This window comes from Actinoplanes aureus (assembly GCF_015704865.1).
In the GTDB taxonomy this organism is placed as follows: domain Bacteria; phylum Actinomycetota; class Actinomycetes; order Mycobacteriales; family Micromonosporaceae; genus Actinoplanes; species Actinoplanes aureus.
Map to the genome: position 1 here is coordinate 139,959 of NZ_JADQTO010000024.1, position 22,497 is coordinate 162,455.

Annotated in this window: 24 protein-coding genes; 10 read left to right on the forward strand and 14 right to left on the reverse strand. The window is 68.5% G+C overall.

Annotation, left to right across the window (positions count from 1 at the left end):
- Positions 1-125 precede the first annotated feature (125 nt).
- The 3 genes from I4J89_RS37070 to I4J89_RS37080 all read left to right on the forward strand — a co-directional run bounded on the left by I4J89_RS37070 (position 126) and on the right by I4J89_RS37080 (position 2,512).
- A complete protein-coding gene (locus I4J89_RS37070) occupies positions 126-956 on the forward strand; it encodes a DUF6209 family protein (RefSeq protein ID WP_196418844.1) in 831 nt (276 codons plus the stop codon).
- Between the two features lie 362 nt (positions 957-1,318).
- Complete coding sequence (locus I4J89_RS37075; protein WP_196418845.1) at positions 1,319-1,750, forward strand: hypothetical protein; 432 nt, start codon at positions 1,319-1,321, stop codon at positions 1,748-1,750.
- Between the two features lie 51 nt (positions 1,751-1,801).
- On the forward strand, positions 1,802-2,512 hold the full coding sequence (locus I4J89_RS37080) for a hypothetical protein (protein WP_196418846.1): 711 nt from the start codon (positions 1,802-1,804) through the stop codon (positions 2,510-2,512).
- Positions 2,513-2,534: 22 nt separating this feature from the next.
- Here I4J89_RS37080 and I4J89_RS37085 read toward each other — a convergent pair whose 3' ends face one another.
- Positions 2,535-5,687 (reverse strand): tetratricopeptide repeat protein, encoded by a 3,153-nt coding sequence (locus I4J89_RS37085; RefSeq protein WP_196418847.1) that lies wholly within the window; start codon positions 5,685-5,687, stop codon positions 2,535-2,537.
- Positions 5,684-6,109, reverse strand: a complete 426-nt coding sequence (locus I4J89_RS37090; RefSeq protein ID WP_196418848.1) for a hypothetical protein — start codon at positions 6,107-6,109, stop codon at positions 5,684-5,686. The genes I4J89_RS37085 and I4J89_RS37090 overlap by 4 nt, the downstream gene beginning before the upstream one ends.
- A gap of 178 nt (positions 6,110-6,287) precedes the next feature.
- Here I4J89_RS37090 and I4J89_RS37095 point away from each other — a divergent pair, with 178 nt between their 5' ends.
- Positions 6,288-6,710 carry a hypothetical protein gene (locus I4J89_RS37095; RefSeq protein WP_196418849.1) on the forward strand — a complete coding sequence of 141 codons (423 nt, stop codon included), beginning with the start codon at positions 6,288-6,290 and terminating at the stop codon, positions 6,708-6,710.
- On the opposite strand, the gene I4J89_RS37100 is transcribed toward I4J89_RS37095, so the two are convergent.
- Complete coding sequence (locus I4J89_RS37100) at positions 6,682-8,259, reverse strand: hypothetical protein (RefSeq protein ID WP_196418850.1); 1,578 nt, start codon at positions 8,257-8,259, stop codon at positions 6,682-6,684. The genes I4J89_RS37095 and I4J89_RS37100 overlap by 29 nt on opposite strands.
- A gap of 155 nt (positions 8,260-8,414) precedes the next feature.
- On the opposite strand from I4J89_RS37100, the gene I4J89_RS37105 reads away from it, so the two are divergent.
- On the forward strand, positions 8,415-9,167 hold the full coding sequence (locus tag I4J89_RS37105; RefSeq protein WP_196418851.1) for a helix-turn-helix transcriptional regulator: 753 nt from the start codon (positions 8,415-8,417) through the stop codon (positions 9,165-9,167).
- Positions 9,168-9,197: 30 nt separating this feature from the next.
- Here the strand turns inward: I4J89_RS37105 and I4J89_RS37110 are convergent, their stop codons facing one another.
- Complete coding sequence (locus I4J89_RS37110; RefSeq protein ID WP_196418852.1) at positions 9,198-9,770, reverse strand: TetR/AcrR family transcriptional regulator; 573 nt, start codon at positions 9,768-9,770, stop codon at positions 9,198-9,200.
- Between the two features lie 136 nt (positions 9,771-9,906).
- On the opposite strand from I4J89_RS37110, the gene I4J89_RS37115 reads away from it, so the two are divergent.
- Both I4J89_RS37115 and I4J89_RS37120 read left to right on the forward strand, forming a co-directional pair.
- Complete coding sequence (locus I4J89_RS37115; RefSeq protein WP_196418853.1) at positions 9,907-10,674, forward strand: alpha/beta fold hydrolase; 768 nt, start codon at positions 9,907-9,909, stop codon at positions 10,672-10,674.
- Complete coding sequence (locus I4J89_RS37120) at positions 10,671-11,171, forward strand: nuclear transport factor 2 family protein (protein ID WP_196418854.1); 501 nt, start codon at positions 10,671-10,673, stop codon at positions 11,169-11,171. The genes I4J89_RS37115 and I4J89_RS37120 overlap by 4 nt, the downstream gene beginning before the upstream one ends.
- Before the next feature lie 21 nt (positions 11,172-11,192).
- Here the strand turns inward: I4J89_RS37120 and I4J89_RS37125 are convergent, their stop codons facing one another.
- Positions 11,193-11,600, reverse strand: coding sequence for a VOC family protein (locus tag I4J89_RS37125; protein WP_309238628.1), 408 nt, complete (start codon positions 11,598-11,600; stop codon positions 11,193-11,195).
- Between the two features lie 286 nt (positions 11,601-11,886).
- Between I4J89_RS37125 and I4J89_RS37130 the strand changes: the two genes are divergently transcribed.
- Both I4J89_RS37130 and I4J89_RS37135 read left to right on the forward strand, forming a co-directional pair.
- Positions 11,887-12,447, forward strand: coding sequence for an RICIN domain-containing protein (locus I4J89_RS37130; protein ID WP_196418856.1), 561 nt, complete (start codon positions 11,887-11,889; stop codon positions 12,445-12,447).
- 255 nt (positions 12,448-12,702) lie between these two features.
- Positions 12,703-12,948, forward strand: a complete 246-nt coding sequence (locus tag I4J89_RS37135; RefSeq protein ID WP_196418857.1) for a hypothetical protein — start codon at positions 12,703-12,705, stop codon at positions 12,946-12,948.
- 58 nt (positions 12,949-13,006) lie between these two features.
- Here the strand turns inward: I4J89_RS37135 and I4J89_RS37140 are convergent, their stop codons facing one another.
- Positions 13,007-13,159, reverse strand: a complete 153-nt coding sequence (locus tag I4J89_RS37140) for a hypothetical protein (protein ID WP_196418858.1) — start codon at positions 13,157-13,159, stop codon at positions 13,007-13,009.
- Between the two features lie 488 nt (positions 13,160-13,647).
- Between I4J89_RS37140 and I4J89_RS37145 the strand changes: the two genes are divergently transcribed.
- Positions 13,648-13,830: a hypothetical protein gene (locus I4J89_RS37145; RefSeq protein WP_196418859.1), complete on the forward strand. Its 183-nt coding sequence runs from the start codon at positions 13,648-13,650 to the stop codon at positions 13,828-13,830.
- 238 nt (positions 13,831-14,068) lie between these two features.
- On the opposite strand, the gene I4J89_RS37150 is transcribed toward I4J89_RS37145, so the two are convergent.
- The 8 genes from I4J89_RS37150 to I4J89_RS37185 form a co-directional block, all read right to left on the reverse strand.
- Positions 14,069-14,668 carry a Type 1 glutamine amidotransferase-like domain-containing protein gene (locus I4J89_RS37150; protein WP_196418860.1) on the reverse strand — a complete coding sequence of 200 codons (600 nt, stop codon included), beginning with the start codon at positions 14,666-14,668 and terminating at the stop codon, positions 14,069-14,071.
- Between the two features lie 643 nt (positions 14,669-15,311).
- Positions 15,312-16,121, reverse strand: coding sequence for an RNA polymerase sigma factor (locus I4J89_RS37155; RefSeq protein ID WP_196418861.1), 810 nt, complete (start codon positions 16,119-16,121; stop codon positions 15,312-15,314).
- Positions 16,121-16,546, reverse strand: coding sequence for a hypothetical protein (locus I4J89_RS37160; RefSeq protein ID WP_196418862.1), 426 nt, complete (start codon positions 16,544-16,546; stop codon positions 16,121-16,123). The genes I4J89_RS37155 and I4J89_RS37160 overlap by 1 nt, the downstream gene beginning before the upstream one ends.
- A 104-nt stretch (positions 16,547-16,650) precedes the next feature.
- The gene (locus tag I4J89_RS37165; protein ID WP_196418863.1) at positions 16,651-17,532 is read right to left on the reverse strand and encodes a sugar phosphate isomerase/epimerase family protein; all 882 of its coding nucleotides are present in this window, start codon (positions 17,530-17,532) and stop codon (positions 16,651-16,653) included.
- 4 nt (positions 17,533-17,536) lie between these two features.
- Positions 17,537-18,721 (reverse strand): ABC transporter substrate-binding protein, encoded by a 1,185-nt coding sequence (locus I4J89_RS37170; protein WP_309238629.1) that lies wholly within the window; start codon positions 18,719-18,721, stop codon positions 17,537-17,539.
- A 9-nt stretch (positions 18,722-18,730) separates the two neighbouring features.
- Positions 18,731-19,714: an ABC transporter permease gene (locus I4J89_RS37175; protein ID WP_196418864.1), complete on the reverse strand. Its 984-nt coding sequence runs from the start codon at positions 19,712-19,714 to the stop codon at positions 18,731-18,733.
- A gap of 2 nt (positions 19,715-19,716) precedes the next feature.
- Positions 19,717-20,691: an ABC transporter permease gene (locus I4J89_RS37180; protein WP_196418865.1), complete on the reverse strand. Its 975-nt coding sequence runs from the start codon at positions 20,689-20,691 to the stop codon at positions 19,717-19,719.
- The gene (locus I4J89_RS37185) at positions 20,688-22,187 is read right to left on the reverse strand and encodes a sugar ABC transporter ATP-binding protein (protein WP_196418866.1); all 1,500 of its coding nucleotides are present in this window, start codon (positions 22,185-22,187) and stop codon (positions 20,688-20,690) included. Before I4J89_RS37185 ends, I4J89_RS37180 begins: the two co-directional genes overlap by 4 nt.
- Positions 22,188-22,497 lie beyond the last annotated feature (310 nt).

Genomic DNA, 22,497 nt, shown 5'->3' on the forward strand with positions numbered 1-22,497 from the left:
TCTCGGCGGATTCGATCACCCCGCGTAATGATTGCGGTTGACCGGTGCTGCAAGTACTTGCAGGCTCTGCTCTGGCGTCGCGGCAAGCGCGGCGCCTCACCAGCGATCTGTGAGAAGGAACTGCGATGCATCGCAACATTGGGATCAACGCGAGACGGCACACCATGGCAGGCATCGCCCGCATCCTCGTCCTGAGCGCGGCCGCCCTGATCACCCTGGCAGCGCCGGCCGAAGCCGCGACCGTCACCACCGCCGACACGCCCGTGCTGCGCTTCACGGCCGACGGGACCGACCGGATCGACGGAACCCTGGAGGCCAACCGGCCCGTCCTGGTCGACTACGACCTGACACGACTCTCGAAGTGCCGCAGCCAGTACGCCGGCGGGGACGCCTGGAGCATCGGCGTCTACTACCGCATCGACGGCGGCCCGATCAAAACCCAGGCGGTCACCCGGCTCGACGAGAACCGGCACAACGTCAAGGCGCCGGCAACCATCGACCTGCCGCTCGGTGGGCATGACCTGGAGCTGTGGTTCCACGTCGGCGACCGGACCGGCTGCAGCGAATACGACTCCCGGTCCGGCGCCAACTATCACTACACGATCGAGCAGCCGGCGGTCGCCACGTTCCGCGCCGACTGGTCCGAGTCGGTCACCGGCCCGATCCGCGCCGGCCACGGCCTCGCCGTCCAGTACGACACCGCCCGCCTCCCGCAGTGCCGGGAGACCCACAACGGCGTACCGGCCTGGCGCATCGACGTCTTCTACCGCTTCGACGGCGGTCCGGCGCAGTCGCGGGCCCTGACCGGCGACAACGGCGAGCCCGTTCCGGCGACCGTCGACATCGCGCACGGCAGCCAGCGGGTGGAGCTCTGGTTCCAGGTCACCGGGCAGCGCAGCGGATGCACCGCCTACGACTCCGACTTCGGCGCCAACTACGCGTACGCCATCGCCTGACCCACCGGGAGTCGTCGCGCCGGACTTCGCCCCGGTACTGCCGGGGCATCGGCGCGGCGACGCCCAGCTTGCGGCACTCCCGGCGATGCGCGGGTATCCCCACCTTCCGGGGTCCTCCGTACGGCCGCTTACGGCGTCGCTTACGCGACGAACCACTCCCGACCAACCAGGAGCGCCAGGGAAGCTGGCCGTTTCAGGAGGTCGCCATGCCTGTGCGACACACGAGTACGACAGCTCTCATCCTTGCGGTCATCGCCGCCACCGCCGGATGCGTCAGTCCAGCCAAGACGAATAGCGCAGTAGACACCTACGTGTGCACGCTAGGCGCGGACACGATAGCGCAGACGATCAGCGGACACGGGGTGTTCCTCAAGGTGGGCGAGACATCCACCCGAACGCTTGCCATCACCGTCGACCCGCGATCGCACGCACGAACCTACACAGCAACCCTGATCTACGAACTGGAAGGCGGCGCGGGCGTCAACCCCAGGCTCAACGCCCAGGTCGGGCAGTGGGCCGGCGGCCTCGCACCCTCCGCCAGAGCTGCCATTGAGGGCACCGCCGGGATGGGCTTCACCTACGAGCGAACCGACAGCGAAGAAGCCGAGGACCTGCTCAGTGAAAAGTGGCCGCCCGACCGGTGGAGCCGCATGATCATCACCCTCGGTGCACGAGCCACCGGGCAGACACAGGCTCTCACATCCGACCTGGCCGGCAAGGTCTCGGTGGGATCCGACGCCAAAGCCTTCCTCACCCTCTTCTCCGACGGCGGCTTCAGCATCACACGATCATGAACCGCCACCCTCGAGGGAAAAGCACCGAGCTGGCTCCTGAACCGTTTCGGGGTGAAGAGCGACAAGGTGTCCGCTGAATGGCGCGGCCGGCTCGCTATCGCCTACGAGGTCCTCTTCGACGCGACCGGCCGCCCGATACGACTCAGCACCGTCGTCGACACCGAACAGGACAAACGAATCAGGCAGGCTACCCGCGTGGTCAACCTGCGCAAGAAGCGCAGTGAGAGGGCTATCCGCAAAGCTATCGGCCACGTACTGACGGACCCGTTCATCTCCGCGGTCACCGCGGATCGGATCTTCCTCGTCGAATCCAAGAAATCGAAGGGACTGTGGAAGGAACTGGACAAGGCCGAGACGACCGTCAGCGCCACCTACGAGGTCGACACGAAGGCCGCAGAATATCCCGTGGACATCGGTCAGTTCGGCATCGCCTACCGCAACGTGAAGATAAGCCGCAAGCTTGTCGACTCCCATATTCGAAGCGGCGGCGGTGAGCAGCGAATGTCGTGCACCGGTCAACCGGAAGCACCGAAGCCACCGGACAAGACCAACAAGTACCGCGAGATACCCACCGACAGGATCCCGTCCCCGCAGCCCGACCCATCGGTCATTCCAAGCACCACGGTGGATCCTTCCCCGTCCGATTCCGCGGTGCCGTCGATCGGCCCAAGCGCCGAGGTCACCGAGTCCACCTCCCCGCAACCCACCGCGACCACGGGAGAACTCCCCGAAGCTCCCCTGCCCGTCCCGGGCGAGATCTGAGGGGGACTGTGCACCGTGAGTGCTAGAAACGGCTCCGCCGCTCGACAGCGGATGCCTCACCGATCGTACGCACGCCGAGCCGCCATTGCCGGTTGGCGAGTTGGATGTTGCCCAGGCTACGCAGGGCAACCACGAGGTCGGCGTTGAGGTCCAATTGCCGGTAGAGCGCAACCGCCAGTTCGGCCGGCTCGACTGCTTCCTTGGTGCGGCGCGCCTGGGCCAGGCAGACCGAGTATCCCTGCAGAGTGTGCGCCAAGAGCTCGAGATCTCCGGTGCCTCGGGCGATCCGCACGACGTGCTGGAGCGTGGCGACCGCCTCCGCCCGGCGTTTCGTCGCGCTGTAGAGGCGGCCGAGTGCGTCGATCACGGTGACCATGCCGGCCGGGCCGCTTCGGTATTGGCGCACCGCCTGCTCGAACTCGGCGGCGGCCGCCTGATGGCGGCCGCGGACGCGGTACAGCCGGCCAATACGCTGCAGGGCGGTGATGTACGCGGATTCCGCCCCGGGATTACGCTCGTACATCTGCCCGTGTACCGCCACCGCCTCCTCGGCCGCGCGCATCGCCTCGCGTATCCGGCCGGCCTTCTCGTACATGCCGGAGAGGTTCTCCAGCACGTGGGCCAGGGTCGGGTCGATCGGGCCCGGCCCCGTCGCCTTGGCCAGGTGCCGGCCGGTGTCGACGCCCCGCTCGGCTATGCCCAGCGCCTCCTTCGGGTGGCCCATCGCGTCGATGTACACGGCCATCGCTGACAACGCCGCGAGCAGCCCGGGACCGTACCTGCCCGGATGTGACTCGGTCAGCTCGAAGTAGATCCAGATGGCCTCCTGCAAGTCCTCCTTGGCCCCCTGCAGGTCGCCGTCGAGGTACCTCTCCCGGCTCCGGTTGTGCAGCGTGATCGCCAGCTCAGGACGGTACGCGTCCGGGTCGGTGGCGGCGAGATCGCGGAAAGCCTCCAAGACCTCGGCCGAACCGCTCTGCCCGCCGAGCTTGGCCTGGTAGACCGTGAGGTTCCCCAGCTCGCTGGCGAACTGCGGCCGGTGTGCGTCCGGATTGACGTCGGAATGGCGGCGGGACAGCTCCAGGGCCTCGACCGCGGTCGCGTGGGCCTGCCGCGTCTGCCCGAGATCGTCCTGGATGGACGCGAGGTTGTACAACGTTCGCCCCAGCGTAGGCCCGTAGGCGTCCGGCTCTGACTCGGCCAGCGGCCGGAGCCGGTCGACCGCCTCGGTCGCCGCTTCGAGGGCTTGCGGGGCGCGGCCCAGCGACTGCAGCGCGGCTGCGAGGTTGGCCAGCGCGTCCGGCAGCGCGCTGCTCAGCGCCGCGGGAGCATCGGGCGGCATCTCGGACCGAAGCGCCTCGATGACGTCGGTCAGCGTGTCTACCGCGTCCGCATAGCGACCGGCTCGCACGTACGCACAGCCGAGGTTGTTCATCGCCTCCAGGAGCAGCAGCCCGGCCGCGCCCATGTTCGACTCGCCGTGCGTCAGGAGGATCTGAACGGCCTCCTCGAGTTGGAGGATGCCCTCGTCCGGGCGGCCGGACTCGGTGAGCCGGGCGCCCGACATCATCAGCGTGACCGCGACACCGAGGATCTCCTCCGGGCGACCGGAGGAAGCCTGCCGCTGCACCTCCAGGGAGCGGGCCGCCGCGGCCAGCGCCTCGGACCGGCGGCCGGCGTTGCCCATCCGCAGCGAATGCACCAACTGGATGCCCGCCTCGGCGGGGGTACCCGCGTGTTCGGCCAGCCGGTGCCGGGTGAGATGGCTGGTGATCACCGCCCCGGCCACGTCCAGATCGACGTGCGGGGTGGCCGGCAGCAGCGGCTCGACCGCCTCAAGCAGCGCGCGATCGACGTGCGCCGGGGTGGTGAGCGCGGCGAGCGCGGTCCCGCCGGCGGCGACCGCGACGTCCGGATGCTCGGTCAGGTGCCGGTACAGGAAGCTCCTCCCGACGTGCGGCCAACGCGACGCGGCGGCGCCCAGGAACGTGACCGTACGCGCGAGGTGCGGGGACTCCGGGGCGAGAAGAGCAATCGCGTACGCGGTCGCCCAGTCCTTGGCCGGATAGTCGCTCTCGTGACCGGGGATCGTCAGCGCGAGGAAGTCCTCGGCGAGCCGGTCCGGGTAGAGCGGTTCGAGCACGGCGCCCGCGTGCTCCGGCGGATAGCAGATCGCGTGATCGGCGAGCACCCGGGACGGATCCGGCGCGGCATCCAGCCGGGTGAGCAACGCGACGCCGTCGGGGCCGGGCATCGCGCCGGTCAGCGCGGCCACGAACACTGCCCGGGCCAGCGGGTCCCGCGGGGTCGTCACGGTCCGATCCCAGCCGAGTTGCTCGCGGTTGAGCAGATAGCGGGTGAGCGCGTCGGTGCCCTGCGGCGCGATCCTGCCCTCGGCAGCAGCGTCGACCGCGACCAGCGCGGCCATGTGCACGGCCAGCGTGAGCCCGTCGAGGTCGCTGATCGGGGCGATCCGAGCCGGGTCCAGCTGATAGAGCGCGGCGAACCCGTCCCGGGCCGCGGCGAACATGTCACGGCGATCCGGGCCGGCGGCCAGGTCGGGCAGTCGCTGGTGTGAGGTGCCGGCCAGGTGGGTGTCGAGGATCGCGCTGACCGCAGGCCAGGCGTCGAGCGTACGGCCGATCAGCAGCACCCGGGTGGGCACGCCGTCGCGGTGCAGGAGCGCGTTCTTCAGCAGCCAGGTCAGATTGCTGAGCAACCACCGGTCCGCGTAGTCGACGATCAGCAGCAGACCGGCGTAACCGTCGAGGGTCAGGTCGTGGCTGCCGGGCGCGGGTGGGTCGGCGTCCGGGCCGTGCAGCGCGGTGGCCACTCGCCAGCCGGCCGCCTCGCACTCGTTCGCGAATCGGGCCGCCAGCCGGGTCTTGCCCTGTCCGCCCGGACCGTGCAGCCAGCGCGCGGCCAGCCGATCCGGGGAGTCTCGCCAGTCCCGCAGCTCGGCCAGCTCAGCCTCGCGGCCGGTGAACGGCACGACTTCGCGGCGCGCGTTCAGCATCCGGCTGGGCATCTGGAGCAGCCAGCGTTCCGGGTACGGCGCGGACGGAGCCCAGCCGGCCAGCAGATACAAAGGAGCGCCGTTGCTGAACACATGCAGATCGGCGTTGATCACCCCGTACGCGAATCCGCCGACCGCCGTGACGGTCTGCTGGATCATCCGTCACTGGGGGGTGTCTGGTGCACGATGACGTTGCCGCCCAGCGAGGCGAACACCTGCCCGTGATCCCGCGCGGTGTTGTGTTGCACCCACTTCGATTCCGGCAGCTGGGGCGCCAGCGCCTCGACCAGCCCGTGCAGCTCCTGCGCCGCCGCCGGATCGTCCTCGACCAGATCGCCGAGCCGGACCAGCCAGCCCTCCCGGAGGCGCTGACGCAATTCGTCGCGCTCGTCGGCGGGCGCCTGCTCGATCGCCTCGGCCAGCACGTCCAGCCGGGCGATCTCGGCGGACTCCCGCCTGGCGTCACCACGCCCGAGCAAGCGGCCGAACCCCGACCGGGCCAGTCTCCACGCATCGGTCGCCGCCGCCGACACCACCGTCGTCGCCCCCGCGGCAAGTAACGCCGCCAGTTCCGGGGTCATCTCAACCTCCTCGCTAGCGTCCGTGTCCAGCCTGGACCAGGCACGCAAGGAAAGCCATTGATCCGCACGGCGAATTTGATACGCCGTGCAGCGGCGCCCCTTCGACGATCAGCTCCGTTCCGACTTGCACCGGACGGCCGCCCTCGGTGTACGGTTTTCCGTACACCGAGGGAGGATCATGGACGTCAAGGGGCAGCCCGATGGCACGGTGGTTGTGGTGCCGACCAGCGAGGAGGCCGCCGCCCTAGGCGCTGACTTGGGCCAGATGCTCGGCATGTTCGCGACGGCGTTGACTGCTCTCGCGCATCTGCGCAACGGCTCAACCGACGACTTCGATCGCACGACCTGGCAGTACTTTCTGCGCGAACTCGAACATAACCTGCCGCTGCGCCTGGACGGAGTCCGCAACGCCTTGATCCGTGCGCACACCGGTGCGGGCGGAACCTATGGCGAGCTGTCGGATGCCATGGGCGTACGGCGCTCCACCGCGCAGTATCGGCGCAAGCGGATCACCTCCGTCCCGCCTGATCAATGGGAGGAGTGGGCGGTGGGCGGCGCACCGCCCACTTCGCCTACGCCACCCAGGGACGGGGCTGGTTGACGATCTCGGCGCGCAGGAACACGTCGTACTTGCCCTCGCCCTTGCCGTCGATCCAGAACTTGTGCGTGTACGGCTCGTTGGTGCCCGGCACGGTGCCCTGGACCTGCGGCGGGGCGTACCCCCGGGCGAACAACGTCTCGCCGTGCTCGCCCACGTAGTCATCGGCCAGGCCGAGACCTTCGACCAGCCCGCCGGCGATCAGCGCGCCGATCGGACCGCCGGTCACCATGCCGGCGATGGTGGCCGCCGGGGTAAGCCCGCTGCCCGGCGCCGCGGCGCTGGCCAGGTCGTAGATCGCAGCACCCTGCGCGGCAGCCGCGGCGGCCTTCTGCATGGCCGCGTCCACCTTCTTGCGGGCGTCCGACGGTGAACCCTCGTCGTTCTCCATCACCGCCACGTGCAGCACGCTGGTGACCACCGGCTGGTTGTCGGCGACCACGGCTGGCGTCACCCGGACGTCGCCCTTGTCCACGTCGGTGAACTTGAACATCGAAGTGGCGGAGCGGCCGAGCCCGCCCCAGGAGACGATGAAGTACGGCTCGTCGCTGCCGGACAGTTCGGTGGACTCGCCCCAGCACTTGAAGCCGACGAACCAGATCCGCAGGTGCTGGTCGATGATGATCTCCGGATTGCCGGCCGCGGTGGTGGTGATGTGCCCACCGGTCATCCGCCAGCGGCCCTGCCCGGCGGCGACGCTCACCGCCCCGGTCGGCAGGCCCAGCGGGCTGGTCACGCCGCCGGTCCGGTCGTACGCCTCGAGCGCCTTGCGGACCACGATGTCGCTGCGGTCCACGAGCGGGGTCAGCGACTGGAGACGCCAGCCCTGGTTCCACAGCTCGTCGTAGCGCTTGCGGTACTGCTCGTACGTCGCCCCGTACAGCTGGAACTCACCGGTGGTGGCGGGACGCCAGACCGCGGTGTAACGGGTGCGCCCGCCCACCACGTACGGCTGAAGCAGTTTGAGGCGCCAGCCCTGCTTCCACAGCTCGTCGTACTTCGCCCGGTACGCCTCGTAGTTCACGTCGTAGATCTGAATCTCGCCCTCGGTCGACGGCCGCCACACCGCGGTGTACCGGACCTGATCGCCCGGCAGCACGAACGGTTGCAGCGCCTTGAGCCGCCAGCCCTGCTTCCACAACTCGTCGTACTTCTTGCGGAAGTCGGCGTACGTCCACCCGTACACCTGCATCTCGCCCTCTTTCGAGGGCTGCCAGACGGCGGTGTAGCGGACCTGGCCGGCCACCACGTACGGCTGGATGAGCTTCAGGCGCCAGCCTTGCTTCCACAGTTCGTCGTACTTGGCGCGGTACGTCTCGTACGGAGCGTCGTAGATCTGGATCTCGCCCTCGGTCGACGGCCGCCACACCGCGGTGTACCGGACCTGGTCGCCGGAGAGCACGAACGGTTGCAGCGCCTTGAGCCGCCAGCCCTGCTTCCACAGCTCGTCGTACTTCTTGCGATAGTCGGCGTACGTCCACCCGTACACCTGAATCTCACCCTCGGTCGACGGTCGCCAGACCGCCGAATAACGGATTTCGTCGTTCGCCATCTCGGTGTTCTCTCCGCATGTGCTCGGGTTCATTGACGAGCCCAGAGCACCATCCGGGACGGGCGGGCGGCCATACGCAGTTCTGCGCATCCCCGTCAGCGCAACCGTCTGGCGGCCGACAGTTCCGGCGCCGCGACGGCGGTGGGATGGGACGGGTGAACACACCCTCATCCACCGACCTGCGGCGCCTCCTCGACCTGGTCTACGACCTGGACGGCGATGCGGAAAGCCATCTGGCCCGGATGGGTGCCATCGTGGGCAGCGACATGACGTCGCTGAGCACCGTGGACCACGTCGAGCAACGGCTGGTCGCCGCCCACAGCGTCCCCGACGAGTCCAACCTGAGCCGGGTCTCCTCGTTCCACCGCGTCTTCACGCTGCACCCGGGCTTCACCGCCTTCCGGGCCGGCACCCTGCACCGCGGCAGGCCCGCCGCCTGGTCCGACGTGAACACGCTGCGCCAGCTGCGGCGCAACCCGCTCTACGTGGACTTCTTCGCCCCGCGCGGCACCCACGACCAGCTGCTGTGCGTGGTCCGGCTGAACCGCCGCGAGGGTCATCTGCTCGCCTTCAACCGATCCCGCCGCGGCTGGACCGGCCGGGACCGCGCCGTGGTCGAGCTGATGTCCGCCCACCTCGGCCGCGCTCAAGCCCGCCGCGCCGAGACCACTCGGCTGCGCCGGGCCCTGACCCGCCGCGAAGCCCTGGACGCGGCAGCGGATCGGCTGGCGGCGCTGACACCGCGCGAGCGCGAGGTGGTGGGCGAGCTGGGCCGCGGCGCCTCGGACCGGGACATCGCGCGCTCGCTGGGCGTCCGCGAACGAACCGTCCACAAGCATCTGGAACAGGCGTACCGCAAGCTGGGCGTCAACTCCCGCACCCAGGCGGCAGCTCTGCTCCACGGCTGACGGCCGGCAGCCGCCCTGACGCATGAGTGGTCAATGTGCCGGCGGGACGAGGGCGGCCAGGGCCCGGGCGGTCCAGTCCCGATAGCGCTCGATCGTCCACCCGCGCCCGTGGACCAGCAGCCCGTACTGCAACGGGGATCCGACCGTCCACAGCACATCCTGCATGTAGGCGACGGCCGCCGGGTCGGCGACGCCGAGGCGGTCGGCCAGCGTGGCCGCCAGTTGCCCGGCGCCGGTGAGGCGCTGTGCCTCCAGCAGGCGTTCCAGCTCGGCGATCTCCGGATCGGCGTCCGCGGCGCGGTGCACCACCGTGTAGATGCCGTAGGCGCGCTGCACGATCTCCGCGTAGGCGTCCGCGAGCCGTTCGAAGGCCTCGTGTGCGGTGGCAGCCTGGTGCACTCGTTGCATGGCCGACCGCATGGCGAGCGGAACATCGTCGGAGTCGCCGACGATCGCGGTGTCCACGGCCTGCTTCAGCAGATTGATCTTGGCCGTGAAGCCGGCGAAGACGGTACGGCCGGACACCCCGGCCTGCGCGGCGATCTGCTCGACCGACGTGCCCGCGTATCCCTGCTCGACGAAGAGCCGCCGAGCGACCTCCACGATGCGGTCCCGAGTCTGCTGCGCCTGCAACTGTCGGCTTCTGGCGTCATAGCGGCGACGGTCTAGCCGCGGTGCTGTCATTCGCCTACCTTAACGAGTATTGAACTCAGTTCGAGTGCAGCGAAAGGAGATCGTGATGCATCTCGACTACCGGACCGCCGGCGCCGGTCCCCCGGTCCTGCTCATTCACGGAGGTGCCGAGGACGCTGGAATGCTCACCGGCCAGGCCGACGCCCTCGCCGCGACCCGGCGGGTCATCTGGTACGACCGGCGCGGCACGGGTGCCAGCACCCGCGACGACTGGCCGGGATCCGGCGCTGATCAGCACGCCGACGACGCCGCCATGCTGCTGCGCGAACTCGGCGCGGTGCCGGCAACAGTGCTGGGGTTCAGCTCCGGCGGCATCGTGGCCTTGGCCCTGGCCGCCCGCCACCCCGAGCTGGTGACCGAAGCCATCGCCTGGGAACCCCCAGCCGTGGCCATGCTGCCCGACGGCGAGCAGATGCGTACGGCGTTGCATGAGCCGTACGAGGAGCATCTGCGCCGCCGGCCCGGTGACTGGCGAGGGGCGTACCACGTGCTGTTGCGCACTCTGTCGCAAGGCCGCGCCGACCTGGACTCGCCGATCGTCAAGCTCGCCGAGGCGAACGCCGAGGCGGTGCTACGCGACGACGGCCCGCTCATCACCGCGCGCACGTTCCGCCCCGGCGAACTGCCGCCCGGCAAGGTGATCATCGCCCTGAGCGAGACGCCGAACCCCTTGCACGAGGCGATCGGAATCCGTCTCGGCGAACTGACCGGCCAGGCGCCGCTGACCGTCAAGGGCGCCGACAGCCACGAGGTGTACCTGGAAAAGCCCCAGGTGATCGCCGACTTCCTGGAATCCCGGAAGGACATGTCATGAAGCGTCTTCCCGTCATACTCCTGATCGCCCTCGGCATTCTGGCCTGCGCCCAGCCGGCCTCCGCCGATCCGCCGCACACCTTTGAAAGATTCCTGACCCGGTATGAGGCCGCCAACACCGCCTTCGTCAACGGCGACCCGTCCCGCTGGCTGGCGATCACCGCCGGCCGGGATCCGGTGTCGATCTTCGGCGGATTCGGCGGCCGGGGAGAAGCCGGCACCGCCGAGGTGCACCAGCGGTACCTGCTCGCTGCCGGCGCGTTCCAGCCCAGCGGCGCCACCGTCGACTTCGACTACCTGGTCAAGGACGTCCGCGGCCGGATCGCGTACACGGTGGCCATCGAGACGGCCGACGTGCTCTACACCGGGAGCACCACGCCGCACCGGCAGGTCCTGCGAGTCACCATGATCTTCCGCTTCGACAACGGCGCCTGGAAGATCGCCCACCGGCACGCGGACACGATGATCGACTTGCAGCTGCCCGAACGCTCAAGGTGAGCCGTCCATTTGCGTAGGCGGTCAGGAGCTGAGCGAGTAGATCGTGAGGATGTTCCCGTCGGGATCGCGCATCCACGCGACTCGCAGGCCCGCCTGGTCCGTGGACACGCCGTCGCCGTCAAGGCTGAAGGGGATGTCGTCCGGGCCGAGGAACGGCACATCGCGGGATCGCAACTCGCGGACGGTGGCGGACACGTCGTCAACTCGGAAGGTAGCGACCGGCCAGCCTGCTGAGCCGGCGTCGGGAATCTCCGGAAGTAGGTTAATCACGGTCCCGTAGTCGCCGGACACGGTCCAACCGCCGGGGGTAGCGGCGCCGTCCAACCCCAGTTGGCCCTCGTAGAATTTGCGCGAGCGCTCCAGATCGCTCACCGCTACCACGGGCGCGATATGAACCGGCGATGGTCGCCCAGACCCAGTCATCAGCATCTCCCTTCGGCAGGCGGCCGCTGTCCTACGCTGCCCGATCCGGCCTACCGACAAACCCGGCCCTTCCCCACCAATACGTGCCGGTAGCCGGCTCCCCGCACCGGTCGGCGTCCAACGGCTTGCAGCGTCCACCGACTAAGCCCCGTTTACTTGGCATTGCTCTAGTTCGCGCCATCCGGCAGGCGGCGGTAGAACGCCTTTTCCGGGCCGGAAGCGGGTCACCGGGAAAGGCGGCCGCCCCTAAAGTGTCGATCGAGACATCGACACTAATTCACGGGGGCAAACCATGATTCTGTCTCGTTCCCGAAGGCTGTTCGCCGTTCTGGCGGCAACCCTCCTCACTGCGGCCGGCTTGCTCGTCAGCCCGGCGCCCGCGCTGGCCGCGATCACCACGTACGTCAGCGTCAAGAAGCCCGACGGGGCCACCAGCGTCAAGGTGCTCGACATGCGCGAGTACTCCAGGGACAACTACGGCCGCGCTCAGCTCTGGGCGCTGCGCAAGACCGGCGAGGTCCGCAACCAGCGATGGACCATCACCCGGGTGGCCAGCGACGAGTGGGGCCAGGGCATCTACACGCTCCGGAACTCGCTCTCGCAGAAGTGCCTCGACCAGCCCGGCGGTGGCGGCAACGGCACCCCGGTAGTCCAGATGACCTGCGACAGGAACAGCACCAGCCAGCAGTGGGTCTTCGAGGACATCTTCGGCGACGGCACCGCCTGGCAGCCGCTCTCGAACAACCGCTCGGGCCTCTGCCTGGACGTGACCAATGTCAGCTACAACGACGGCGCCCTGCTGCAGGTCTGGCGCTGCGTCGGCGACTGGAACCAGCGCTGGAACATCTCCTGAGACCCGCCGGCCGCCCCGGCCACGGCCGGGGCGGCTGGCCTACGCCGGAAGGCGCATGATCGGCTCGTGCCTCCATCGCTTCAAGACGTCACGCTGACCAACAGCGCCTGACCGGCAGCTAGATCAGTGCGTCGAATCGCCCGTTGAAATGAGGTGCCCTGGGCGGCACCCGTAGCTATCGTCCGGGGACGCTTCCGAGTGAGGGGCGTACCGAATGTCCGTTACGGCGTCGGTCGGCACTCCGGGGAGCCGACGGTGGAAGCGTCATTAGCGCATGAGAACCGCGTGGTGCTTGATCTCGTCCAGGCCGCGCTCGGTCTGATCACTCGTGAGATGCGTGCCATCTCGGTTCGCACGGAGCCGGGCCGGATCATCTTGTACATAGCTGTACATGAACGCAGTGCGCAGATTCAGGAAGACATCGACGACTTGGTATTCGAGCGGGCAACGCCGCCCGGTACGGGGCGTAGTTTGCGACCCGTCCGCGCGACGCGCTCGTAGCCGTAGTCAACGAGACGCCCGGTCCGCTTCCGCGTTCCGGGCGTTCGTCCGTTCGCTGCTAATCCCAGTTGGTGCCGGTCGTGATGGTCGTCGCTGACTGAGTCTGTGACGTGTCGTGGGACGTTGCGGCAGCGGCCGGCTGCGCAGCCAGCAGCATGGCGGCCAGCGCAGCCGCGGCCGCGGCCGCGCCGATGATCCTGAGCTTCGTCATTGTGTCCCCCGTTCCCCAGTGTGATGCCGTACGGCCTATGAGCTCTCTGCCCTGCAGGGTAGGAGTTCGTCGGGCTCGGGTCGCTCGGACCAAGAACGGCGGGTGAATGGAGCGACAATGGACAAAGGTGGCACGGCATCGAAGGAATTTCGGCGCGTTCCCGAGCTGCGGGCATGATCAGGGGCCACGACTCGCAATCCGGACCGCCGTCGCCGCCGCAGCGGCCTGCTCCGGCGACATTTGCCGCCCGCCATCCTCAGTCTTCTTCCGTGGCTCACGACGTTCGATGGCATCACTCACGGCGCCCATCCCGCCAGGCTTCAACCCGGCGCGTTGAGCCGGAAACACCGCTCCTGGCACAGTCCCGATTCCGGCCGATCTCCGAGCATCGGGTTCATTCGGATTCTGGAGCGGCGACATGCCGACGAACTGCTGGTCGAGGATCGCGTCGGCGATCGCGGTGGCTGTCGGGAGCGACACGCAGCCAGGTGCTGCACATCATCGGCGCGGAGGCCGTACTCGTCACCGCGCTCGGGGCGGTGTTGGCCGCGGTCGCCGTGGTGCCCGCCGTCGCCGGTCTCGCGCTCGCGGTGCGAGATAAGAACCCGCAGGTGCTCATCGTGTTGCCGTGGTGGCCGGAGTCGCCGGCGCCTGCCTCGTCATCGCGCTAGCCGCGAGCCTGGTCCCGGCGGGCGTACTGGTGCGCCAGCGACCTGCCGGCCCGGCGAACACCTGGGAGTAGCGGCAGACAGCGGAAATGCCGCCTGCGGTGGCGGCATGACTTGCCGGACGTGGGCAGAGCCCGGCCGTTGCTCGCCGAGCCGCTGAAGCGGGATGGCACCTCACGTTTTCTGGCGAGCCACAGCGCACGATCAGCGGCTAGATCTGCGTGTCTACCGGCTGTTGTCTTCAGCTCGGCTTGATCTGTCTTCCGCCATCATGGATGACTACCGCCTGGTCGTCGCGGACAGGGACGAAGTCGTACCGGTCTCCATGTTCGGCGATGATCTGCGCGTAGAGCTCCTCACGACCACGGTTGGCATGCGACAGCGGGTAGAACGACACGAGCCCAAGACCCGCAGAGTCGGTCACCTGCCCGGGATCGTCATCGTTTCTGTACCTCGCAAGGTCCGGCGCTGCGAGCGCCGCTCCGGAAGACATTCCCGCATAGGCGAACTGTCCTGAGGCGACGCCCTGTCTGACGGCGTGGAGGAAGCCGGTTCGCTGAGCATGCTGGAGTAGAAAGATCGGATAGCCACCGGTGACGAATACCAGGTCCGCATCGGCCAGAACCGCGGATACCTCCTCGGGCGTCGCGGGCTCGAGATCGAGGCGCCGCACCGACAGCCCTTCACGAGTCATCGCCGCTTCGGCCACATCAACCCACGGCGTCGCGGGCAACGGATTGCCCGCCGTCGGAACCAGAACCGCCCGCCTGGGCCGGGGGGCGAGGGTGTCGAGCCAGGCTCCAAAAGCACCAAGCCCTTGACTGCCGAGGAAGAGGTCCATCGCGACAGTATGGTCCGTCATGTACGCCGGACGACGACTACATGTACGCATCCGCTCTTCGGCAGATCCGGTTGGTGGTCAGGCTCGATGCGCGACCTTTGCTGCGGCAAGGCCGAGGATGTGGCTGCTCCACCCGAACGCGGGTGCGGTGTGCCGGGCCGGGCGCTCACCGGCCAGGGCCGTCGCGCCTCGCGTCGCAGCGAATCACGGCAGCGCGATGGCACTGTGATCCCGACGGGCCGGTCGTGGTCTTGCCGGGGGCGGCCGGCATCCGAGCCGGGCCGCCGGCCGGGCTGGCGCGGAGCTTGCCCGCTCCGCGCCAGCCTCTTCCGGATCACTCGGGCAGCGATGCAAGTCGGCGTCATGCTGCTGCCGTCGCGGCCCGGAAGCTGCGCACCCCGCCCTCGGCCAGCAGGTGAGGTGATTTCGGGAGGGCAGGGTCGAATGAATCGCCGGGATGTCCGGTGCGTTTGTTTTCAACCGAAGGTTGGGGTGGTTCTGAAGCCGCGCTTCGACGTCCAAGACATTGCCAGATTGTGGCAAGTTTATCAAGTGATATCTGTCAATGCATTGCCCAAACGTCCCACGCAACGCGTTCATCGAGAAATTAGGAGTGGACGCGAAAAAATCATTAAGGATTCTGTTATCGGGAGTGGTAGCCGGATGGTCGTCTCACTGTGGCCGGCAGAGCCGGCGAGACGGGGAACAATGCGAGACCCGCGGTCAGCCGCTCGAGAGGGCTCAGCCCGCCGGCGGCCCGAGCGCAAACCGAACAGCATCGGGTATGCCGCATGATGCGCTTGCGCCACAGCACGCTCGGACGGCCGCTCCAGCCGTCCAATGCGACGGTCAACCGTGCGCATCGGGGACTGGCCTCCAGGACGGCGACCAGTGACCGGCAAAGATCGAGCTGGTTGCGCATCCGCTGGAGGCGCACACCGGCATGAGCAGCGCTCGTTGCCAGCGTATCGGCCAGCTCGGCCCTGGTCAGCCGGCCCGCCGCCTCGAGCCACCACAGCGATAGCACCACCCGATCACCCCGATCGAGCCACCGGCTTGCGCGCACCACCTGCCGGCGGTCCTGGGACAGCTCAACGCATGCCAGGACCAGGCTCTCCGCATCCGCGTGCGGCGGATCGGCCACCTCCTCGAGAGGTACGGCACGCTCGGCGTCCACCTGCCGCCGGTGAAGATGACTGCTGATCTGGCGAGTCGCGATCGCCGCCAGCCATGGCCGGAAGCTCTCCGGGGTACGCAGGCTGCGCAATTCCCGCACTGCCCGCAACATGGTGTCCTGCACGACGTCGTCGACCTCCGGGAGCCCACCCAACGCCCTGCGGGCGATGGTGTACACCAGCGGCAGGCTGACTCTGGCCAGATCCTCGAGCGCCCTCCGGTCGCCGGCCTCCGCGGCGACGACCAGGCTCCGTTCGTCGGCGACGCCGGTCCCCATCAGGTCAGCATTCGGGTAGCTCGCGGCGACTCGGCGCACACCGGCGCGGCACGCGGCCTGCGCACCTGACGGCCAATTGCCGTCGCGATTCCAGGATTGGCCTTCGCCACCGTGCCGGTGCCGACGAAAGCATTACTGGTGGCGGTGTGACGCTTCGAAGCCTCGTCGAAATACAGCCCGTAATGACCGTTGGCCCGCGCGACAACTCTCGCTGATGAACGCATCCCGAGTGCGATTGCCGGCGAGGAGTCGGCCAGACGTGATGGTGGGCCTGGCACACCGGACCTGACATTTATATAGGTCTCGGCTGGTGCAGTAATCGCCGGCGGCTGGCCGCAATCGGTCGGCATGGGGCCGTCGAGGCGGGTGGTGGTGGCTTCAGCCAGCAGTCGCCCGCGCGCCGCGAAAGGCGAAGATGGGACCACGTTGTCTCCTCATGGCGGCCTCCGAACGCACCTCCCCGGGGGACACCCCGGAAGGCTTAAATTCATATGACGTATGACGTCATGACCCACACGTTAAGTGACCGCTAACATCCGGTCAAGTGATCGATATCGATTTGCTCGAGGGTGGCACGCAGGAAGGACAACCCGTCGCGAGCAAGTGCGTCCTGCGACGGGGCGAGCGGCCGCCAGATCGCGGCGGCGGTGGCGATCGCCTCGTTGCGCGCGGTGAACGACTCGATGCAGACCGGGCCTCGGTAGCCGGTCGCGGCCAGAGCGGCGAGGAACCGAGGCCAGTCGAAGTGATCCCTGCCCGGTGCGCCGCGGTTCGTGCCGCTCACCTGGACGTGCTTGATGTACGGGCCGGCGAACGCCAGAGCCGCGCAGGGATCGTTCTCCTCGATGTTCATGTGATAGGTATCGATCATGAGACCGACACTCGGCGGCAGGCCGTCGATCATTTCCACCGCCTGCTCCACGGTGTTGACGACGCTCGTCTCGTAACGGTTGAGGGCTTCCACGCCGATGCTCACGCCCCGCTCCCCCGCATGGTCGGCCACCGGCCGCAGAGCGCGGCGGACGTCCGCGTAGCAGGTCGCGCGGGCCGTGGCGGACATGTGCCAGGTCCGTCCGACCGCGGCGTAGACCGGTCCGCCGACACAGGCAGCGCCGACGGCAGCGGCGTGGTCGACGCAGGACTTCAGATACGCCACGGTGGAGGCGACCGTCTCTGGCGGGGCGTTGACGAGGTCGCGTCCGGGCGAGGTGACGGCGCAGACGCCGGCCGCGGTCAGGCCGTACGCCGCCAGCAGATCCCGGGTACGCGCCGGCTCCCAGTCGCCGAGTCGCTCGATCGGCAACTCGACCGCGTCGAAGCCGAATCCGGCGATCCGCGGGATCAGCTCGGCCAGGGCCGCGTCGTCGACCGGTGAGGTCCACACCCACGGGTTGACACCGATGGCGCGCACGGAACTACTTCCACCGATCCGGGTAACCGGGAAGGTCGGTGCAGCCGCACATCGCGTAGTGCAGCGGGGGCATGTCCGGGTCGGCGTACTGGGCGAGGTTTTCCTGGGTGATGGTCGGCTGCGGCAGCTTCCACGGGCTCGGCACCTGCTCGCCGTCCAAAATCTTCAACGCGGCGATGACGGGGGTACGCCACTGATATGTCGGATACGTCGGCGCGATGGCCGTGAGCTTCCGGTCCTTCCACAGCTTGAGGAAATCGAGCTGATCCTCGCCGTTGATCGGGGGCACGGGCTGCCCGGCATCCAGGAACGCCTCGACCGCCGCGACCGCAACCGCCCCCGCGTCCATCCAGACGCCGTCGATCGTGCCGTACCGCTGAAGATAGTCGTTGACGATCTTCTTGGTCTTGGCCGGGTCACCGTCGGTGAACTCGACACCGACCACGTTCACACCCGCCTTGTCGAACGCGACCTTCGCGGCCGACCAGCGCGTCTCCAGGACGTCGACGCCGGGCAGGATGCGCAGGGCGAGCACCTTGCCACCCGGCTTCATATTCCCGCTGACGAACTCCGCCGCAACATGACCGAAACCGTAGCCGCCGATCGGATTGACGAAGGTCACCGGACACGTGGTATCGACGCCCCGGTCGAAAACGATGACCGGCAGGCCCTTCTTGCAGGCGCTCTCCACGGCCGGGGTGAGCGTGGCAGTGGTGTTCGGTGAGACGATGAGCGCGTCACAGCCCTTGCCGAGCAGGTCATTGATGTCCGCGATCTGCTTCTGGTCCTTGCCTTCGGCATCGATGTGAACGAACTGCTCGATACGGCTCCGCTGCGCATCGACCTCGGCCTGCATGGTCTTGAAGCCCACCTGGCGCCACGGGTTGTTCAACCCGGCGTTGGAAAAGCAGATCTTGTGCGGTCCCGCCTTCTTGAACTTCGCGGTATCCACCATTGTCGGCTGGAGAGCCTGCTCCCACGGCTTTCCGTCCGGCCCGGCGGGCGTGGCGTCGAGGAGGGCGAGCTCCCTGTCGTAGTCCGCCTGTACGAAGAACTTGGACTGCTCGCCCGTGCCCGACCCGGCGGGCCCGGAAGCGGCGGCCGATGGCGCGGTGGCCGGTTCGTCGGTCGCACAGCCGGTGAGCACCAGCAGGGTCCCTACAGCCAGGACAGTTATGGTGCGTCGCACGGAATCCCCCTACCTCGATGTGGAACGAACAGACGAGACCGCCACAGCGAGCAGGATGATCGCGCCCTGGACGGTGGACTTGAGGGCGCCGGAGACGCCGTAGAAATTCAGCAGGGCGAACAGCATCTCCAGGGTCAGCGCGCCGAGCATCGCGCCGAACACCGAGCCGCGGCCACCGCCCAGAGCGACACCACCGAGAACCACCGCCGTGATCGCAGCGAACTCCAAGCCTGCGCCCGCCTGGAACGAGACGCCGCTGTACCCGCCGAGCAGAATCGCCGCCAGCGCCGCCGCGAGGCCGCTGAGGACGAACGCGATGGTCTTGGCGCGCCACACCCGCACGCCGCTCAGTTCCGCTGTTCGCGGGTTGCCGCCGACGGCCACCAGGGTGCGACCGAAGTCGGAACGACTCAGCAGCACGGCCGCAGTGGCCACAGCCAGCAGAACGAGCAGCGCGTACTGCACCCGGCCCAGGCCGGGAACGTCCTCGAACGCCCGCCGGCCGAACCGGCGGAACTCCTCCGAGAGTCCACCCTTCGGGGCGCCGTCGGACCACAGGTAAACGGCGCCGACGAGGATCAGGAACATGCCGAGGGTGGTGATGAACGACGGCACCCGCAGCCGGGTCGTGACGAGACCGTTGATGAGACCGACGAGGATGCCGAACGTGAGCAGCAGCGCCACAACCGGCCAGGTACGCGACGGCTCGCTGTCGATGAGCCGGGCCGCGACGACGACCTGCGCGGTGACCAGGGAGCCGACGGAGAGATCGAACTCGCCTGAGACGATCACGAAGTACTGACCGGCGGCGAGCAGGATGATCGGCGTGGAACGGCCGAGGAACGACAGCAGGGACGGCGGGGCAAGGAAGTTGGGCTGGCGGACAGCGATCAGCACGAGCAATACCGCGAGGAGCATGACGATCGGAACCAGGCTTCCGGCGCGGAACCGCCGGAGCCGCAGCGGAAGCGGGCGACGCTCAGCGATCTCCATGGCTAGGGCGCCGCCCTTCCCCGGACCCGCTGGGCGTAGACGGCGACCGCCGCAATGATGATCACGCCACGGATGACCTGTTTGAAGAACGCGTCGACCTCGAGCTGGTTGAAGATCGCATCGATGCCGGCGAGCAGCAGCACTCCGCCGACAGTGCCGGCGACCCCGCCGATACCCCCGGCCAGGGCGGTGCCGCCGAGGACCACCGCGGCGATCGACTCGAGGTCGTACAGGCCTTCGGTGCCCACCCGCGGAGCGCCCGAGCCGAGCCGGCTGGCGAGGTAGATACCGGCGAGGCCGGCGCAGAGCGAGCACAGCACGTGCGCGGTGACGAGGACCCGGCTGTTGCGCACCCCGGAGAGCCTGGCGACCTCCGGGTCACCGCCGACGGCGATCAGGTGGTGACCGAAGCGGGTACGCGCCAGGGCGAACCAGGCTGCGCCCGCGACGCCGAGCAGCAGGAGGAACGACAGCGGTACGGGCCCGATCCGCTGGTACCCGAGGGTCTGCACGAGAGCGGGTGCGGTCCTTCCGGCCGGGCCGTCGTAGCCGTTGTCGAGGTAGCCCTTCAGCAGCAGCCCGACGCCGACGGTCGCGATGAACGGATTGATCTTCACCTTGGTGACCAGCAGGCCGTTGCACAGGCCGATGCCGGCACTGACCGCAAGGGCCAGGCCGATTCCGGGCAGCAACGCCGCGTCGTCGCCGCCCATGGTCTCGGCCGCAACCAGAGTGCTGAGGCTGATGACGTACGCCACCGAGAGGTCGAGTGAGCCACCGATGACGACCAGGGTCTGGCCCACCGCGACCAACCCCAGGCCGGCTGCCACGTGCAGCAAGCTCACCGTCGTCGGCACGCTGAACAACTGGCCGCCGTCGATCGCGACCACCAGCCAGCCGATGGCCAGGGTCAGGACCAACGCCACGAACACTCCCGGCGAGGCCCGCCGGGCCGGCATGGACAGCGCGCTACTCATCCGACCGACTCCCGCGTGGTGCCGACGGCCAGCGCGACGACATCCTCCTCGCTCGACCCGGCGGGCAGTTCGCCGGCGATCCGGCCGTCGCGCATGACGATGAGCCGGTCGCTCAGGCCCAGCAGCTCGGGCAGCTCGGACGAGACCACAAGCACGGCTGCGCCCGCCCGAGCGAGTCTGCGGACGAGGTCGTGGATGGCCGACTTGGAGCCCACGTCGATGCCCCGGGTCGGCTCGTCGAACAGCAGGACCCGCGGACCGAGAGCGAGCCACCTGGCGAGCACGACCTTCTGCTGGTTGCCGCCGGACAGAAAACGAATGTCCTGGTCCTCCCCCGCGGCACGCAGCTCGACGGCCGCGAGCAGGTCCCGGATCCGTGCCGCGCGGGCACCGCGGCCGGCCCACCCCGGGCGGACGGCACGACTGGCCAGCAGCGCGTTGTCCAGCACCGACAGCCCGGCCACGATGCCCTCGCCCTTGCGGTCCTCGGTGACGTACGCGATCCCGGCTCGCATCGCGGCGCGTGGCGAGCGCAACCGCACCGGCTCTCCGTCGATCGTCACCGCACCGGTGGTGAACGGTGAGACCCCGAACAGCGATCGGGCCAGCGCGGACCGTCCGGCGCCGCGCAGCCCGCCGACGCCGAGCACCTCGCCGGCGCGCAGCTGGAGGTTGATGTCGCGCAGTATCCGGTTCCCGCCGGCACGGACCGCCAGCCGGACCGGGCCCCGCTCGTCCGGCTTCGCGCGCTCGGCGTAGTAACCGGACAGTTCGCGCCCGACCATGTGCCGGACCAACTGGTCGGCGGTGACCTCGTCCGTATTCACCGTGGTCACTCGGCGGCCGTCCTTCAGCACGGTGATCCGGCTGGACAGATCGAAGACCTCGGCGAGCCGGTGGGACACGTACAGCACGCCTATGTGGTGCTGCTGGAGCCGCCGGACGAGAGCGCGGAGCTGGCCGACCTCATGATCGGCCAGGGCCGCGGTGGGCTCGTCCATGATGATCAACCGAGCGTCGAGGGCCAGCGCCTTGACGATCTCCACAACCTGCTGCTGGGCCACACCCAGTCGTCCCACGCGGGTATCGGGCGGCAGCGAGCCCTCCCCGACCGAGGCGAGGAGCTCCGCGGCGCGGCCCAGCATCGCCCGCCGGTCGACGAGCCCGCGCCGCCGGGGCTCCCGGCCCAGGAATACGTTCTCCGCGACGGTACGCTGCGGCAGCAGGTTGAATTCCTGGTGGACGATGCCGATGCCGGCCCGCTGGGCATCCCTCGGACCGGAAAAGTGCCGCTGTGCGCCGGCGAACTCGATGGTGCCCTCGTCGGGCGGGTACACCCCGGACACGATCTTCATGAGGGTGGACTTGCCGGCGCCGTTCTCCCCCACGACAGCGTGCACCTCGCCCGGCCGGACCTCGAGATCGACACCCCCGAGCACTCGCACGCCGAGGAACGACTTACCGATGCCCTGGAGTGCGAGCAGCGGGTCGGACATCAAAACCCCTACGTTCAGTAGTTGACAGCACGGGATCGCGGTCGGGCGAAGATCTGGCCGACGCTCGAGTCATAAGACGTCATACCTTCGACATGTCCCGACCTTAGGCGCCACATTGGACCTTGGCAATCCCTGCTGGGAGCGCTCCAACCCGAGATCAGCAAATCCGGACTCGGAAAAATTTGTTACGAGAACGGCGCCAACGGGTCGCATTGACATCTAGCGATATGCGGTCGCATGCTGCCGAGCAGACCGCGGGATGAAGTAGCGCCAGGTGTGACAATGCGTTACTTCCCGAGGGACCGTGATT

What these genes read in the sequence shown, in the direction of transcription:
- I4J89_RS37125 (WP_309238628.1), bottom strand. Translation starts at nt 11,600, where the DNA reads ATGCTGATGACTGGGTCTGGGCGACCATCGCCGGTTCATATCGCGCCC.
- I4J89_RS37155 (WP_196418861.1), bottom strand. Translation starts at nt 16,121, where the DNA reads ATGGGGACCGGCGTCGCCGACGAACGGAGCCTGGTCGTCGCCGCGGAG.
- I4J89_RS37150 (WP_196418860.1), bottom strand. Translation starts at nt 14,668, where the DNA reads ATGGACCTCTTCCTCGGCAGTCAAGGGCTTGGTGCTTTTGGAGCCTGG.
- I4J89_RS37070 (WP_196418844.1), top strand. Translation starts at nt 126, where the DNA reads ATGCATCGCAACATTGGGATCAACGCGAGACGGCACACCATGGCAGGC.
- I4J89_RS37095 (WP_196418849.1), top strand. Translation starts at nt 6,288, where the DNA reads ATGGACGTCAAGGGGCAGCCCGATGGCACGGTGGTTGTGGTGCCGACC.
- I4J89_RS37130 (WP_196418856.1), top strand. Translation starts at nt 11,887, where the DNA reads ATGATTCTGTCTCGTTCCCGAAGGCTGTTCGCCGTTCTGGCGGCAACC.
- I4J89_RS37120 (WP_196418854.1), top strand. Translation starts at nt 10,671, where the DNA reads ATGAAGCGTCTTCCCGTCATACTCCTGATCGCCCTCGGCATTCTGGCC.
- I4J89_RS37140 (WP_196418858.1), bottom strand. Translation starts at nt 13,159, where the DNA reads ATGACGAAGCTCAGGATCATCGGCGCGGCCGCGGCCGCGGCTGCGCTG.
- I4J89_RS37100 (WP_196418850.1), bottom strand. Translation starts at nt 8,259, where the DNA reads ATGGCGAACGACGAAATCCGTTATTCGGCGGTCTGGCGACCGTCGACC.
- I4J89_RS37115 (WP_196418853.1), top strand. Translation starts at nt 9,907, where the DNA reads ATGCATCTCGACTACCGGACCGCCGGCGCCGGTCCCCCGGTCCTGCTC.
- I4J89_RS37085 (WP_196418847.1), bottom strand. Translation starts at nt 5,687, where the DNA reads ATGATCCAGCAGACCGTCACGGCGGTCGGCGGATTCGCGTACGGGGTG.
- I4J89_RS37180 (WP_196418865.1), bottom strand. Translation starts at nt 20,691, where the DNA reads ATGAGTAGCGCGCTGTCCATGCCGGCCCGGCGGGCCTCGCCGGGAGTG.
- I4J89_RS37185 (WP_196418866.1), bottom strand. Translation starts at nt 22,187, where the DNA reads ATGTCCGACCCGCTGCTCGCACTCCAGGGCATCGGTAAGTCGTTCCTC.
- I4J89_RS37175 (WP_196418864.1), bottom strand. Translation starts at nt 19,714, where the DNA reads ATGGAGATCGCTGAGCGTCGCCCGCTTCCGCTGCGGCTCCGGCGGTTC.
- I4J89_RS37090 (WP_196418848.1), bottom strand. Translation starts at nt 6,109, where the DNA reads ATGACCCCGGAACTGGCGGCGTTACTTGCCGCGGGGGCGACGACGGTG.